Raw genomic sequence first — 13,798 nt, 5'->3', positions numbered from 1 at the left:
CGCGTGTCACGCCACGATGCTGATCTCGAACTCGCCCTCCGCCTCGCCGACGCCGCCGACGCCATCACCGCGACCCGGTTCCGCGCCCACGACCTCGCCGTGGAGCGCAAGCCGGACCGCACGCCCGTCACCGATGCCGACGTCGCGGTGGAGGACGCGATCCGCTCGGTGCTCTCCGCCGAACGCCCGGACGACGTCATCATGGGCGAGGAACGCGGCGGCACGCTGGACGCGCAACGCGTCTGGGTGCTCGACCCGATCGACGGCACGAAGAACTTCCTGCGCGGCGTGCCGATCTGGGCGACGCTGATCGCCCTGGTCGTGGACGGCGTACCGGTCGTGGGCGTCGTGTCGTCGCCCGCGCTGGGCCGCCGCTGGTGGGCCGCGGCGGGCGGGGGCGCGTTCGCGTCCGACGCCTCCGGAGAGCGCGCCATCTCCGTTTCCGGTGTGCGCTCTCTCGAAGACGCGTACGTGTCCACGACGGACATCAAGTCGTGGGTCGAGTACCACTCTCGCGAGGCTTATCTGCGGTTGGTGGACGCGACGTGGGAGAGCCGCGCGTTCGGCGACTTCTACCAGCACTGCCTGGTCGCCGAAGGCGCGATCGACCTCGCACCGGAGTGCGTGGCGAACCCGTGGGACATCGCCCCGTTCCAGGTGCTGGTGACCGAGGCGGGTGGCCGTTTCACCTCACTGGACGGTGAGGAGCGCTACGACGGCGGCAGCGTGCTGACGTCGAACGGCCACCTGCACGAGGAAGCCCTCAAGCTGTTGGCACGGTGAGACTTCCGCGCGCGACCTGGGCCCAGGCGAGACGGCCGAAGAGGTAGTGGCACGCCACGCTCTCGTCGTCGAACCGGGCCCAGTCGTAGCGGTTGCCCTGCTCCTGCCAGAACACCTCGTAGCCCTTGCCGTCGTCGTCGGCGAGGAGGCACCAGCGCTGGTCGGTCTCCTCGCCGAGCGCGACGACGTCGTCCGGCACGCCGATCCTGGTCAGCCACTCGGGCAGCTGTTCGACGTTCATGCCGTGATCTCCGTGAGGTAGCCGAGCGCGACGAGGTCCGCGACGGGGTGGGTGGTGCGGTACCGGCTGCCACCGCCGGGCTGGCCGAACCAGGGCGCGCTGATCGTGCGGTGCACCGGCAGGTCCTTCTCGACCCGGTAGCGCCGGTAGCCCTCGTCCGCGGCCTGCGGGGGCAGCGAGCGCTGGGCGAACGGCGTGCCGACCATGCTCAGGACACGGCCCTCCGGGGTGCCGAACCTGTCGATCTCGGCGCCCGCCGCGAGGATCTCCGCCTGGCTGTCCTCGTAGCCGCCCTCGCGCTCGACCGGCCAGCGCGGGGTGCCGTCCTCGTGCTGGAACAGGCTCTCCCAGTCGCGTTCGTGCATGCCCGCGAGCGGGTCGTGGTCCTTCAGCAGCTCCTGCACGACCGGGTGGTCCTTGCCCAGGCCGCCGCTCGGCGCGGACGGCCGGGTGGACGAGGTGTCGAGCGGCTGCGGGTGGTCGCCGGGGGCGAACCGCGGCACCGGCTGCTCGTCCGCCTGCGGCTGCGGCGGCGGGAGCTGGCGGGCCGGCTTCGGGGCGAGGCGCGGGGCCCTGCCCGCGCTCAGGAAGACGGCCATGAACCAGCTGCCGGCCGCGGCGGCCGTGTAGGTGTGGCCGAGGACCTCGCTCACGACGGGGGTGGCGGCCGCGAGGCGGTCGCTGAGGGCGTGCGACGCCGGCTGGCCGCCGGTGTCGACCGTCGCGAGTGGTGCCGCGGTGGCGATCTCGGGGCGTGCGCCCAGGTCGAGATCGGCGCCGGGGGCGTTCGGGCTCGCGATGGTGTCGCCGAGCTTCTGCGGGCCGGCGTTCGCCTCGGTGTCGGCGTCGCCGAACTCCCAGCCGGGGTGCCCGTCCTTCGACAGGTCCTTGGTGTCCTTGGTGGCCGCCGAAGCCTGTGCCTGCGCGGAGGTCTGCGCACCGCCCTGGGCCGCACCCTGCGCGGGTCCCGCCTGGCCGCCGGACTGGCCGAGCTGGGTCGTGGCCTGGGTGCCGGGGAGCTGACCGGCGGCGGGCAGCGCGCCACCCGTGCCGGGGACGCCGGACTTGCCCGCGACGGCCTGCGGTCCCGCCTTGGCGTCGCCGGACCTGACCTCGCCGGCCTTCGCCTCCGCGGCCTTCGCGTCCGACGCCTTCGCGTCCGCGGACTTGGCGGCCTGCTGGGCCTGCTGGCCCTGCTGTGCCGCCTGACCGGCCTGACCTGCCTGGCCGGGCGCCTGCTGGGTCACGGCACCGACCTGCGAGGCCGCCGCCGGCACACCGCCCGCGGCGCCACCGACGGCACCGCCGACAGCGCCACCGATCGGACCGCCCACCGGTCCGGCGGCCGGAGCGCCACCCGCCGGAGAGCCCATCGCCTGGCCTGCGGGGGCCGCGGCGGGTGCCGCCGGAGCAGCGGACGGGGCCGCGGCGTGCGCGTCACCGCGGATCAGCGGCTGGTCGAGGACAGCGGCACCGGACGCCTGGGTCGTGCCGTCGGCGATGGGGCCGAGGGTGCCCGCGACGCTCGGGATCGCGTCGGCCACGGGCGCGACGACGTGGCCGACGGCCTGGCCCGCGTGGGACACGAGGCCGGGCAGCGGGCCGTTGCCCTCGCCCCGGCCGGGTCCGTCACCGCGACCGGGACCGTCGCCACCGCGACCGTGTCCGTCGCCGTGGCCCTGTCCGTGGCCCTGTCCGGGACCGTCGCCGAGCACGGGACCGATGGCCTCCTTGGCACCGGGCACCGCGTCGACCACGGGCTGCACCGCGGCGGCGACCGGAGCGGTCACGGGAGCGGCGGCGTCGACGACCGGGGCCACGGCCTCGGTCACCGGGGCGACCACGGCGGCGACGGGAGCCGTCACGGCACCGACGACGGGGGCGACCGGAGCGGTCACGGCACCCACGACCGGGGCCACCGCCTCGGTCACCGGGGCGACCACGGCGGCCACGGGTGCGACGACGGGGGCGGCCGCCTGGGCAACCGGGGCCACGACGCCGCTCACGACGTCCGTGACGGGCGACAGCAGGCCACCGCCACCACCGCCGGGGCCGTGCGAGCCCGGCGCGGTGTTGACGGGGTTCGTCGCCTGGCTCATGTCGACGCCGCTGTCGAGGCGGATCGCGGAGGTCAGCGTGTTCTGCAGGTTCGCGACGTTGGCCGCGGCGCCCTTGGTCAGCGTGTCGAGGCCGAGCAGCGCGGTGGGGTTGCCGGCGTTCGCGGAGGCCGTGGCGGCGTCGTTGTTCCTGGCGAGCGCGGTCAGCTCGCGGACGATCTCGACCTTCGCGGCACCGACCTGCTGCGCGGCGTGGTCGAGCCGGTCGGCGGCGGCGTGGCAGCCCTTGGACGCGCGGTGGAAGTCGCCGTCCGGGCCCACGACCTTGGACCACCGGCCGCGCGCGGCGTCACCGGTGCCGCCGGACATGCCCTCCAGGGCGCGGTTCGCGACACCGTCGGAGGTCGTGCCGAGGCTCTTGATCTTGTCGCCGGCCTCGCGCCACGCGGTGGCGCTGGAACGCATGGCGTCCTCGTCGGCCTTGGGCCACGTGACGCCGGCCTTGGCCGCGACGGCGGCGAGTTCGGCGGGGAGCTCGATGCCCATGTCAGCCGTCCAACCTTCTCATCCCGGCGGCGTTGCTCTCCTCGACGTGGCGGTACGTGGCCGCGGTCGAGGCGAGCTTGTCGCTCACGTCCCCCAACGTCGTCGCGAGCCCCGCGACGGCTCCGGTGGCGTCACCGGAGGGCTTCTCGTGCGAGGCGGCGAAGCTGCGCCCCACCGCGTCGTCGCCCCAGCAGGCGCCGAACGAGGCCAGCGCCCGGTCGAGCGCCCCCGCGATCTCGGTCGCCTGCCCGGCGACCCCCTTGAGCTCGCGCGCCCCGGCGTCCAGCCGCTCGAGGTCGGCCGAGTACCCGGTCATCGGATCCTCCTGTCGATGAGCTCGGAGTCGAGCCAGCTCTCCCGTTGCTCGTTGTCCTCGTCGTCGTCCAGGTGCCGACGCACGGGCTGATGTCCCAGGTCCACGGTCTCGGTGTCGTCGGCCGCGTACTCGGAGGGCATCAGGTCGGCGGTCCCGGCGACCAGCGCGGCGGGATCGGTTGCGGTCGGCAGCACCGCGCTCAACGCCTGGTAGGTGCCCTCGGCGGCGGTCGCGGCCGCGGCGGCCACGGTCCGCAGGATCACGTCGGCCAGCTGCTCCGGCCGGTGCCTGCGGTAGGCCAGCTCCGAGAGTTCGAGCCCGACGAGCTTCCCGCCCGGTCCGACGGTCGCCTCGACCATCCCGTCCGGACTGGAGGCGCGCCCGGTCACCGAGGCCAGCTCGCGCTGAACCGAAGCAAGCTGCTCGCGGCTGCGCCGGTAGTCGGCCAGCAGCTCCTCGACCTGCGCACGGTGGTCGTCCACCGAGTCCCCCTCACACGCATAGCCCTGGGCTCGGGCTCTAGGACGCCGTCGACCGTAGATCGGTTCCCAGCGGATTCAGTTACGTAGGATCAACGAGATGATCGCCTTCGAGGATCTGCCCGCAGGCCGCATCATTCCGCTCGGCGAGCTCACCGTCGACCGGGAGGACATGCTGAACTTCGCGCGGAGGTTCGACCCGCAGCCGTTCCACCTCGACGAGGAGGCCGGCCGGAACTCGATTTTCGGCGGTTTGTCCGCCTCCGGCTGGTACACGGCGTCGCTCTGGATGCGCCGCTGGGTGGACGAGGTCCTGGCCGACTCGACGTCGCAGGGGTCGCCGGGCGGGCGCGAGCTGTCCTGGCTCGCGCCCGTGTACCCCGGCGACACGCTCGCGTTCGAGGCCGAGGTGCTGTCCGCGCGGCTGTCGAAGAAGCGGCCGGAGCTCGGGCTGGTGGAGTTCGAGGGCAGGGCGAAGCGGGGCGACGAGCTCGTCTACCGGTTCGTCGCCACCGGGATGTTCACCGCGAGGGGCGAGTAGCTACTTCGCCAGCGCCCGCACGACGCGCGACGGGCTGGGCCGGCCCAGCTGCTCGGCCATCCACACCGAGGTCTCGACGAGCTTGTCGAGGTCCACGCCGGTCTCGATGCCCAGACCGTCGAGCATCCACACCAGGTCCTCGGTGGCGAGGTTGCCGGTCGCCGACTCGGCGTACGGGCACCCGCCGAGCCCACCGGCCGACGAGTCCACGGTCGTGACGCCGCACCGCAACGCGGCCAGCGTGTTCGACAGCGCCTGGCCGTAGGTGTCGTGGAAGTGCACGGCCAGCTTGGACACGTCGCGGAAGCCCTCGAGCAGCGACTCGACCTGTCCGGGCGTCGCGACACCGATCGTGTCGCCGAGCGAGAGCTGCGAGCAGCCTATCTCCAGCAGCCGCTCGCCGACGGCGACGACCTGGGAGCGCGCGACGGGACCCTCCCACGGGTCGCCGAAGCACATCGACACGTACCCGCGCACGTCCAGACCTGCCGCCAGCGCACGGGACACGGTCGGTTCGAACATCTCGAACTGCGAGTCGAGCGTGCGGTTCAGGTTGCGCGAGGCGAACGTCTCGGTGGCGGAGGCGAAGATCGCGATGTTCTTCACCCCGGCCTCCAGGGCGCGGTCGAGACCACGCTCGTTCGGCACGAGCACGGGGTAGGTCACGCCGGGGCGCTGGGTCAGGCCCTCCAGCAACTCGGCCGCGTCCGCGAGCTGCGGCACCCACTTGGGGTGCACGAACGACGTGGCCTCCAGGACGCACAGCCCGGCGTCGGCCAGGCGGTCCAGGAACTCGAGCTTCACCGCGACCGGCACGACGGCCGACTCGTTCTGCAGGCCGTCGCGCGCGCCGACCTCCCAGATCGTCACCCGCGAGGGCAACGAGCCGGACCCGACGACGTCCGGCAGACCGACCTCACGCGCGCCCATCAGGCGCCCTGCGGGTGGAAGTCGTCAGAAGGGTTGTCGTTGACCTCGCGGTACAACATCATGCGCACCTTCTCCACGGACGGCACGTCGTCGACAACGAGCCGTTCGTCCGACACGGACTCGATGGTCAGGGTGCCGCACCCCAGCACCCTGTCCAGCAAAGAGTGCTCGAACATCACGCTGTTGACACGCGACAAAGGTAGGTCGAGGCCTGTGCGCTTGAACACGCCCTCGCGGTACATCACGCGCTCCGTCGTGATGGTGAAGTGCGTGGTGCGCCACCTCGCGAGCGGCGCGACGGTCAGCCACAGGACCAGCACCACCGCGATGGCCGCCAGCACGATCCACGCGATCGAGGCCCACGACTGGTCCCCGACGAGCCCGGCGAGGTAGGTGCCGAGCGCGACCACCACCAGCAGCCAGAACACCGGGAAGACCAACACCTTCCAGTGGGGGCGCTTGTGGATCACGACGTGCTCGCCGGAGCTCAGCAGGTCGTCGGGGTAGGCCATGGATCAACCCTAGCTACGCGGGGCGCAGATGCACCACGTCACCAGCGGACACGCCGTTGTCCTGGCCGTCCTCGCCGCGCACCACCAGCGTGCCGTCGGACTCGATCCGCTGGGCGGTTCCCTCCAGCACGACGCCACCGGAGAGTTCGACCCGGACGCGCTGCCCGAGCGTCGAGGAGTGCTCCTCGTACTCCTCCAGCACGCCGGACTCCACGGCGTCGCCGCCGTTCTTGCGCCACACGCCCTCCAGCCCGGCCAGCTCGACCAGCAGCCGGAACGCGAGCTCGCCGCGGTCCAGTTCGGCGGCGCCCTGGTCCTCCAACGACGTCGGCGCGAGGCCACCGGGCGCGGGCTCGACGTCGGACGGCAGCTTCGCCACGTTCAGGCCCATGCCCACGACGACCGCGCCGTCGGCGGTGATCTCGGACAGGATGCCGGCGCCCTTGCCCGGCTCCGACCCGAGCAGCAGGTCGTTCGGCCACTTCAGCGTCGCCTCGACACCAGCCGATTGGGCGACCCTCACGAGGGCCAGCCCGGCGATCAGGTTCAGCCACGGCAGCTTCGCGGGGGCCACGTCCGGCCGGAACAGCACGCTGACGTAGAGGCCGCCCTGCGGCGAGGACCAGCTGCGGCCGCGCCTGCCCTGGCCCGCAGTCTGCTCCAGCGCGATCAGCACCGTGCGGTCGGCGGCGTTCGAGGACGCCAGGTCCGCGTTGGTGGACGCCGTGCTCTCCACGACGTCGAGGGCGGCGTACGGGCCGTTGGGTGCGACGAGCCGTGAGCGCAGCTCTTCGGCGTCGAGTGCGGTGGTCATCGCGCCAGGCTATTGCAGCGGAAGAGAGTACGTGCGATCGGAGACGACCAACAGATCGCCGTGACCTGGACAACTGCACGGAGCAGTTCAGCAATGGTCTCGTTAGGCTGCCAGCTCATGAGCAGTGCGACCGAGCCGATCGGGAACGTCCCCGCAGAAGTCCCGGACGTCCACACCACCGCGGGCAAGCTCGTTGACCTCTACCGGCGCAACGACGAGGCGGTTCACGCCGGCTCGGAGCGCGCGGTCGAAAAGCAGCACGCGAAGGGCAAGAAGACAGCCCGCGAGCGCATCGACCTCCTGCTCGACCCCGGCTCGTTCGTCGAGCTGGACGAGCTGGCGCGGCACCGCTCCACCAACTTCGGCCAGGAGAAGAACCGCCCGTACGGCGACGGCGTGGTGACGGGCTACGGCACCGTCGACGGCCGTCCGGTGTGCGTGTTCTCCCAGGACGTCACGGTGTTCGGCGGGTCGCTCGGCGAGGTCTACGGCGAGAAGATCGTCAAGGTGATGGACCTGGCCATCAAGACGGGCCGGCCGATCATCGGCATCAACGAGGGCGGCGGCGCGCGCATCCAGGAGGGCGTCGTCTCGCTCGGCCTCTACGGCGAGATCTTCTCCCGCAACGTCAAGGCCTCCGGCGTGATCCCGCAGATCTCGCTGATCATGGGCTCGAACGCGGGCGGGCACGTCTACTCCCCCGCGCTGACCGACTTCGTGGTGATGGTCGACCAGACCTCGCACATGTTCATCACCGGCCCGGACGTCATCAAGACGGTCACCGGCGAGGACGTGACGTTCGAGGAGCTCGGCGGCGGCCGCACCCACAACACCAAGTCGGGCAACGCGCACTACCTCGGCAACGACGAGGAAGACGCGATCGCGTACGTCAAGGAACTGCTGTCGTACCTGCCGTCGAACAACCTCTCCGACTCGCCCACGTTCGAGGGCACGCTGGCGGAGGGGTCGATCTCGGACTCCATCACGGACGAGGACAAAGAGCTCGACACGCTCATCCCGGACTCCGCGAACCAGCCGTACGACATGCACGAGGTCATCAACCGCGTGCTCGACGACGGCGACTTCCTGGAGGTCCAGCCGCTGTTCGCGCCGAACATCCTCGTCGGATTCGGCCGCGTGGACGGCCACAGCGTCGGCGTCGTCGCGAACCAGCCCACGCAGTTCGCGGGCTGCCTCGACATCAACGCCTCCGAGAAGGCCGCACGGTTCGTGCGCACCTGCGACGCGTTCAACATCCCGGTGCTGACGTTCGTGGACGTGCCCGGCTTCCTCCCCGGCACCGACCAGGAGTGGAACGGCATCATCCGGCGCGGCGCCAAGCTGATCTACGCCTACGCCGAGGCCACCGTGCCGCTGGTCACCGTCATCACACGCAAGGCGTACGGCGGCGCGTACGACGTCATGGGCTCGAAGCACCTGGGTGCGGACATCAACCTCGCGTGGCCCACGGCGCAGATCGCGGTCATGGGCGCGTCGGGCGCGGCGAACATCGTGCACCGCAAGACGCTCGCGGCGGCCTCCCAGAACGGTGAGGACGTCGACGCCCTGCGCGCGCAGCTGCAGCAGGAGTACGAGGACACGCTGTGCAACCCGTACGTCGCGGCTGAGCGCGGGTACGTCGACTCGGTGATCCCGCCGTCCTACACGCGTGGGTACGTCGCGCGCGCGTTGGCGATGCTCAGGGACAAGCGGGAGACGCTGCCGCCCAAGAAGCACGGGAACATCCCGCTGTGACCGCGCCGGAGGAGAAGCCGCTGCTCCGGGTCGTCAAGGGCGACCCGGACGACTACCAGTTGGCCGCGTTGACCGCGGTCGTCGCGGGGCTGGCCTCGGGCGGTGCGCCGGTCGAGGAGGAGCCCCAGCGGCGTTCGGAGTGGGCGAACCACGCTCGGCGGGTGCGCCGTCCGCTCCAGCACGGGCCGGGGGCCTGGAAGGCCTCCGGGTTCCCCGGCTAGCAGTCGACCCTTCGGCTGCTCACGTTCAGGCCGACGGCGACCTCGCGACAGCGGGTCTCGCCGTCGACCTGCAGCTTCAGCGTCCAGAACGCGCTGCCGTACGCCGTCGTCCGCCGCAGCACCTGCACTCCCGCGTGGTCGAGCGGCAGGTTGTCGCGCACCGCGGGCACGACCTGCGAGAGCAGTGCGTTCTCCGCGCGATCGGCGGTGTCGGCGAACGGCCAGATGGGAACTCCGTAGCCGATCGGGTCACTCGCGAGCACGCTTCCAACGCCGAATGATCCGATCAGGCCGCCGAGAACGACGAGCAGTGCCGCGATCCGTCTGCGCTTGCCTTCGCGATCGGAACCGCGTTCGGTGAGGACAAGCACCCAGCGCTTCACTCTGCCGAGAGTGCCGACCGAAGAGGTGATCGCGCATCAGCAGTACTACTCAATCGGACCGTGCGAACTGGCGGACCGTGTACGCGCTGTGCGTCGGCTTCTTCATGACGCTGCTGGACACGACCATCGTCAACGTCGCGCTGCCGTCGATGATCACCGACCTGGGCGCGTCCCTGAACGACGTCATCTGGGTCGTGAGCGCCTACCTGCTCGCGTTCGCGGTGCCGTTGCTGCTGACCGGGCGGCTGGGTGACCGGTACGGGCCGAAGCGGCTCTACGGGATCGGGCTGGTGCTGTTCCTCGGGGCCTCGCTGGCCTGCGGTCTGTCCACGAGCGCGGAGGCGCTGATCGCGGCGCGGGTGTTCCAGGGGCTGGGTGCCGCGGCCATGACGCCGCAGACGATGGCGTTCATCACGCACCTGTTCCCGCCGGCCAAGCGGGGTGCGGCGCTGGGCATGTGGGGGTCGGTGGCGGGCCTGGCCACGGTGTCCGGGCCGTTGCTCGGCGGGGTGCTGGTCACGCACCTGGGCTGGGAGTGGATCTTCTTCGTCAACCTGCCGATCGGCGTGGTCGCGCTCGCGCTGCTGTTCGTCTGGGTTCCCGACCTGCGGCCGAACCGGGCGCCGAAGTTCGACGTGCTCGGGGTCGTGCTGTGCTGCGTCGGGCTCGGGCTGCTGGTGTTCGGGATCCAGAACGGCGAGCACTACGGGTGGGGCCGGGTGGCCGGTCCGCTCACGATCGCCGAGATCATCGCGGCGGGGGTCGTGTTCCTCGCGCTGTTCGTGTTCTGGCAGGCGTCCGCGCGCAACCCCGAGCCGCTGATGCCGTTGCGGATCTTCCGCAACCGCAACTTCTCGCTCGGCAACCTCGCGAACATCGCCATCGGCATCACCGTGACGGGCGTGTTCGTGCCGCTCGCGCTGTTCCTGCAGACCGTGCCGAAGCTGTCGCCGCTGATGACGGGCCTGGTCACGGCACCGGCGTCGCTGATGTCCGGGGTCGTCGCGATCTTCGCGGGACGGCTGTCGAACCGGGCGGACGCCAAGTACCTGCCGATCACCGGGTTCGCGCTGATGGCGGCCGGGATCGTGGCGATGACGTTCCTGCTGGGCGACGGGTCGCAGTGGGTGCTGCTGCCGTCGATGATCGCGCTCGGCATCGGCATGGGTCTCGTGTTCTCGCCGCTGACGAACATCTCCACGCGCACGCTCGACCGGTCGCTGCTCGGTGCCGGGTCGGGCATCTACAACACGTCGCGGCAGTTCGGGAACGTGCTGGGCAGCGCGGCCACGGCGGCGGTGCTGCAGGTCGTGCTGGCGGCCACGGGCGACTTCACCTCGGCCGTGCGGGCGGCGTTCTACCTGCTGCTCGTGGTGCTCGCGGGCGGGATCGCGGCGGCGCTCGCCTTCCGCCGGGTCGCCGCGCCGCCCGTGACAGACTCGGCCCGTGCGTCTGATCCTGGCCTCCCAGTCACCCGCCCGTCTTAGCGTCCTGCGGTCCGCGGGCGTCGAGCCCGTCGTCCGGGTCTCCGGCGTCGACGAGGACGCGCTGGTCGCGTCGCTCGACAACCCGACGCCGGAGGAGACCGTCGTCGCGCTGTCGGCGGCCAAGGCCGAGGCGATCGAGCACGACGACGAGTGCGTGGTCGTCGGCTGCGACTCGATGCTGCTCTTCGAGGGCGAACTGGTGGGCAAGCCCGGGACGCCCGAGGTGGCGCGCGAACGCTGGCAGCGGGTGGCCGGCAAGAGCGGGGTGCTGATCACCGGCCACACCGTGCTGAAGGTCTCCGGTGGCGTCGTGGTCGACCGGGCCTCCGCGGCCGAGTCGACGACCGTGCGGTTCGGCACGCCGTCGGAGGAGGAGTTGGAGGCCTACATCGCGACGGGTGAGCCGTTGCACGTCGCCGGCGGCTTCACGATCGACGGGCTCGGCGGCTGGTTCATCGACGGCATCGAGGGCGACCACACGTCGGTCATCGGCATCAGCCTGCCCCTCACCCGGAGGCTCCTCGGCCAGCTGGGTGTTTCCGTGTCCACACTCTGGTAGACGCTGGTCACAGTTCACCCGATCGGGGAAGACTCGACCCCAACGCCGGCGTTGGGGGCTAGCGGTGAACGAGTACTTGACGCGTCGCAGGCACATCGACCTGGCACGCAGGACGAGCGCGGGTTGTCGGAGCTAACGCCTCCGCCACCCCTCACTCAGCACATCCCTGCCCAGGAGATGCTCCGATGTCGTTCGTCCAGACATACCGCAAGCCCAAGGTCTTCGGATTCACCGTTCTAGGCGCGCTCGTTCTGGGCGCGCTCGCCGGCTGGCTCGGCAAGGGCACGTGGCTCGCGCCCGTCCTCGCCAAGATCGGCTCCACCTTCACCGCCCTGCTGCAGCTCACCGTCATCCCGCTGGTGTTCACGGCGATCGTCGTCGGCATCGCGTCGCTGCGGAACCTCGGCGGCGGCCGCACCGCCGCACGCCTGGGCGGCAAGACGTTCCTGTGGTTCGCCATCACCTCGTTCATCGCGGTGCTGATCGGCATCGCGGTCGCGTCGATCCTCAAGCCCGGCGCGGGTCTGCAGATCGAACCGGCCGCCGGTGCGATCGACAAGCTCGCCAAGCGCGCGTCCGGCTCGTGGCAGGCGCTGCTCGACAACCTGGTGCCCACCAACATCTTCAGCGCCTTCACCGAGGGCGAGGTGCTGCAGGTCGTGTTCATCGCGGTGCTGGTCGGCTTCGCCGCCTACGCGCTCGGGGACAAGGCCGCGCCGTTCACGAACCTCGTCCGCTCGTTCTTCGACATCGTGCAGAAGGTCGTCGGCTGGATCATCCTGCTGGCCCCGATCGGCATCTTCGGCCTCATCGGCAACGCCGTGGCGTCCTACGGCAACTCGTTCGTGAAGCCGCTGTTCTCGTTGATCCTCGCCGTCTACCTCGGTTCGGCGCTGGTGCTGTTCGTCGTCTACCCGGTGCTGCTGAAGTTCGTCGGCAAGACCTCGCCGGTCGAGTTCTTCCGCAAGGCCGCCACGGCGCTGCAGTTCGCGTTCGTCTCGCGGTCGTCGGGCGCCACGCTCCCGTTGTCCCGCAAGGCCGCCGCGGACCTGGGCGTGCCGAACGAGTACGCGAACTTCGCCGTGCCGCTCGGCACCACGACCAAGATGGACGGCTGCGCCGCGGTCTACCCGGCCGTCGCGACGATCTTCATCGCGAACCTGTTCGGCATCCAGCTCTCGGTGTGGCAGTACGTCGCGATCGTGCTGGTCGCCGTCTTCGGCGCGCTCGCCACGGCCGGCACCACCGGCTGGTACACGATGCTCACGCTGACCCTGAGCGTCGTCGGCCTGCCGCCGCAGGTGATCGCGACCGGTGTGGCCGTGGTCTACGCGATCGACCCGATCCTCGACATGATGCGCACCGCGACCAACGTGGCCGGCCAGATCACCGTGCCGGTGCTGGTGGCGCGCAGCGAGAACCTGATCGAGGACGCGCCCGCGGACGCCGACGACAAGGAACTCGTCAAGGCCTAGGAATCGGCACAGCGACGCAACTGCGACAACTTCGGCACCGGTGTGGGCCAGCCTGGCAGCTGCTCCCGCGCCGGTGCCGGCGTCGTGCAGCCGACGTTCGCGCCCAGCGCCGAGAACACCTGGACGAACGCGTCGTTGCACTGGCCGTCGCACGCGCGCTGGGCCGAGACGACGTCCGCGGTGCCGTCCTCGTTGACGTCGTGCAGCCCGAGGTACCCGGCGCTCGACAGGTAGGCCGCCTGCGCGCGCGACCACGTGCCGTCCTTGCGGAACAGAACCTCGCCGAGCACCTTGCCGCCGCCCTCGCCGCGCACCAGGCACACGCTGACCGCCGCCTCCCGGCACTCCAGCGACTTGTCGGTCACGGTCGCACCGGACTCGGCGATGGTCATCTCGAAGACGAACGGACCGGACGGACCGGTCACCCGGATGCGCCCGCCCCCGGTCCCGGACAGCAGCTCGACGAGGTCCTGACCGACCGACTTGCCGATGACGACCTGGCAGACGGTGGTGCCGCAGCGCATTCCGGCGTCGGTCCCGGAATCACCTGAATCGATGTTGCCGGGTCTCTGGAAATACGCGAACACCAGCCCCGCGACGAAGACCACGGCGGCGACGACGGCGATCACCTGCACGGACCTGGTTCCACCCACGTCGCAGATTGTGCTCGATGGGCTCACGATGGATGTGAAGTGAGCC

The 13,798-nt window shown here is 71.1% G+C and carries 16 protein-coding genes; 7 read left to right on the top strand and 9 right to left on the bottom strand.

Annotation, left to right across the window (positions count from 1 at the left end; genetic code table 11):
• The first annotated feature begins 3 nt into the window (after positions 1 to 3).
• The gene (gene hisN, locus ABZX02_RS24265) at positions 4 to 783 is read left to right on the top strand and encodes a histidinol-phosphatase (RefSeq protein WP_355300854.1); all 780 of its coding nucleotides are present in this window, start codon (positions 4 to 6) and stop codon (positions 781 to 783) included.
• Here hisN and ABZX02_RS24260 read toward each other — a convergent pair.
• The 4 genes from ABZX02_RS24260 to ABZX02_RS24245 are packed head-to-tail and all read right to left on the bottom strand — an operon-like array spanning position 764 to position 4,425.
• A complete protein-coding gene (locus ABZX02_RS24260; RefSeq protein ID WP_355300852.1) occupies positions 764 to 1,024 on the bottom strand; it encodes a hypothetical protein in 261 nt (86 codons plus the stop codon). The two genes, hisN and ABZX02_RS24260, sit on opposite strands and share 20 nt — an antisense overlap.
• Entirely contained in the window at positions 1,021 to 3,627 is a 2,607-nt protein-coding gene (locus tag ABZX02_RS24255; RefSeq protein ID WP_355300850.1) for a TNT domain-containing protein, read from the bottom strand. The genes ABZX02_RS24260 and ABZX02_RS24255 overlap by 4 nt, the downstream gene beginning before the upstream one ends.
• 1 nt (position 3,628) lies before the next feature.
• Positions 3,629 to 3,943 carry a hypothetical protein gene (locus ABZX02_RS24250; protein ID WP_355300848.1) on the bottom strand — a complete coding sequence of 105 codons (315 nt, stop codon included), beginning with the start codon at positions 3,941 to 3,943 and terminating at the stop codon, positions 3,629 to 3,631.
• Positions 3,940 to 4,425 carry a YbaB/EbfC family nucleoid-associated protein gene (locus ABZX02_RS24245; protein WP_355300846.1) on the bottom strand — a complete coding sequence of 162 codons (486 nt, stop codon included), beginning with the start codon at positions 4,423 to 4,425 and terminating at the stop codon, positions 3,940 to 3,942. The genes ABZX02_RS24250 and ABZX02_RS24245 overlap by 4 nt, the downstream gene beginning before the upstream one ends.
• A 97-nt stretch (positions 4,426 to 4,522) precedes the next feature.
• On the opposite strand from ABZX02_RS24245, the gene ABZX02_RS24240 reads away from it, so the two are divergent.
• Positions 4,523 to 4,963: a MaoC family dehydratase gene (locus ABZX02_RS24240; protein ID WP_355300844.1), complete on the top strand. Its 441-nt coding sequence runs from the start codon at positions 4,523 to 4,525 to the stop codon at positions 4,961 to 4,963.
• Here the strand turns inward: ABZX02_RS24240 and ABZX02_RS24235 are convergent, their stop codons facing one another.
• The 3 genes from ABZX02_RS24235 to ABZX02_RS24225 are packed head-to-tail and all read right to left on the bottom strand — an operon-like array spanning position 4,964 to position 7,219.
• Complete coding sequence (locus tag ABZX02_RS24235; RefSeq protein WP_355300842.1) at positions 4,964 to 5,893, bottom strand: hydroxymethylglutaryl-CoA lyase; 930 nt, start codon at positions 5,891 to 5,893, stop codon at positions 4,964 to 4,966.
• Positions 5,893 to 6,405 (bottom strand): PH domain-containing protein, encoded by a 513-nt coding sequence (locus ABZX02_RS24230; protein ID WP_355300840.1) that lies wholly within the window; start codon positions 6,403 to 6,405, stop codon positions 5,893 to 5,895. Before ABZX02_RS24230 ends, ABZX02_RS24235 begins: the two co-directional genes overlap by 1 nt.
• A gap of 13 nt (positions 6,406 to 6,418) precedes the next feature.
• Positions 6,419 to 7,219, bottom strand: coding sequence for a biotin--[acetyl-CoA-carboxylase] ligase (locus ABZX02_RS24225; RefSeq protein ID WP_355300838.1), 801 nt, complete (start codon positions 7,217 to 7,219; stop codon positions 6,419 to 6,421).
• A 117-nt stretch (positions 7,220 to 7,336) separates the two neighbouring features.
• Between ABZX02_RS24225 and ABZX02_RS24220 the strand changes: the two genes are divergently transcribed.
• Together ABZX02_RS24220 and ABZX02_RS24215 are read left to right on the top strand one after the other, a co-directional pair.
• Positions 7,337 to 8,974 carry an acyl-CoA carboxylase subunit beta gene (locus tag ABZX02_RS24220; RefSeq protein ID WP_355300837.1) on the top strand — a complete coding sequence of 546 codons (1,638 nt, stop codon included), beginning with the start codon at positions 7,337 to 7,339 and terminating at the stop codon, positions 8,972 to 8,974.
• Positions 8,971 to 9,195, top strand: a complete 225-nt coding sequence (locus tag ABZX02_RS24215; RefSeq protein ID WP_355300835.1) for an acyl-CoA carboxylase subunit epsilon — start codon at positions 8,971 to 8,973, stop codon at positions 9,193 to 9,195. Before ABZX02_RS24220 ends, ABZX02_RS24215 begins: the two co-directional genes overlap by 4 nt.
• Here the strand turns inward: ABZX02_RS24215 and ABZX02_RS24210 are convergent.
• Positions 9,192 to 9,578, bottom strand: coding sequence for a hypothetical protein (locus ABZX02_RS24210; protein ID WP_355300833.1), 387 nt, complete (start codon positions 9,576 to 9,578; stop codon positions 9,192 to 9,194). The genes ABZX02_RS24215 and ABZX02_RS24210 overlap by 4 nt on opposite strands.
• A 77-nt stretch (positions 9,579 to 9,655) precedes the next feature.
• Here ABZX02_RS24210 and ABZX02_RS24205 point away from each other — a divergent pair, with 77 nt between their 5' ends.
• The 3 genes from ABZX02_RS24205 to ABZX02_RS24195 all read left to right on the top strand — a co-directional run bounded on the left by ABZX02_RS24205 (position 9,656) and on the right by ABZX02_RS24195 (position 13,099).
• The gene (locus ABZX02_RS24205) at positions 9,656 to 11,065 is read left to right on the top strand and encodes a DHA2 family efflux MFS transporter permease subunit (protein WP_355300831.1); all 1,410 of its coding nucleotides are present in this window, start codon (positions 9,656 to 9,658) and stop codon (positions 11,063 to 11,065) included.
• Positions 11,025 to 11,624, top strand: coding sequence for a nucleoside triphosphate pyrophosphatase (locus tag ABZX02_RS24200; protein ID WP_355300829.1), 600 nt, complete (start codon positions 11,025 to 11,027; stop codon positions 11,622 to 11,624). The genes ABZX02_RS24205 and ABZX02_RS24200 overlap by 41 nt, the downstream gene beginning before the upstream one ends.
• 185 nt (positions 11,625 to 11,809) lie before the next feature.
• Positions 11,810 to 13,099, top strand: coding sequence for a dicarboxylate/amino acid:cation symporter (locus tag ABZX02_RS24195; RefSeq protein WP_355300827.1), 1,290 nt, complete (start codon positions 11,810 to 11,812; stop codon positions 13,097 to 13,099).
• Here the strand turns inward: ABZX02_RS24195 and ABZX02_RS24190 are convergent.
• A complete protein-coding gene (locus ABZX02_RS24190; RefSeq protein ID WP_355300825.1) occupies positions 13,096 to 13,752 on the bottom strand; it encodes a hypothetical protein in 657 nt (218 codons plus the stop codon). The genes ABZX02_RS24195 and ABZX02_RS24190 overlap by 4 nt on opposite strands.
• Between the last annotated feature and the right edge of the window lie 46 nt (positions 13,753 to 13,798).

It is taken from the genome of Lentzea sp. NPDC003310, assembly GCF_040610935.1.
Classification (GTDB): Bacteria; Actinomycetota; Actinomycetes; order Mycobacteriales; family Pseudonocardiaceae; genus Lentzea.
The sequence above is the reverse complement of the archived record's forward strand: the minus strand, read 5'-3'. Positions and strand labels throughout refer to the sequence as shown.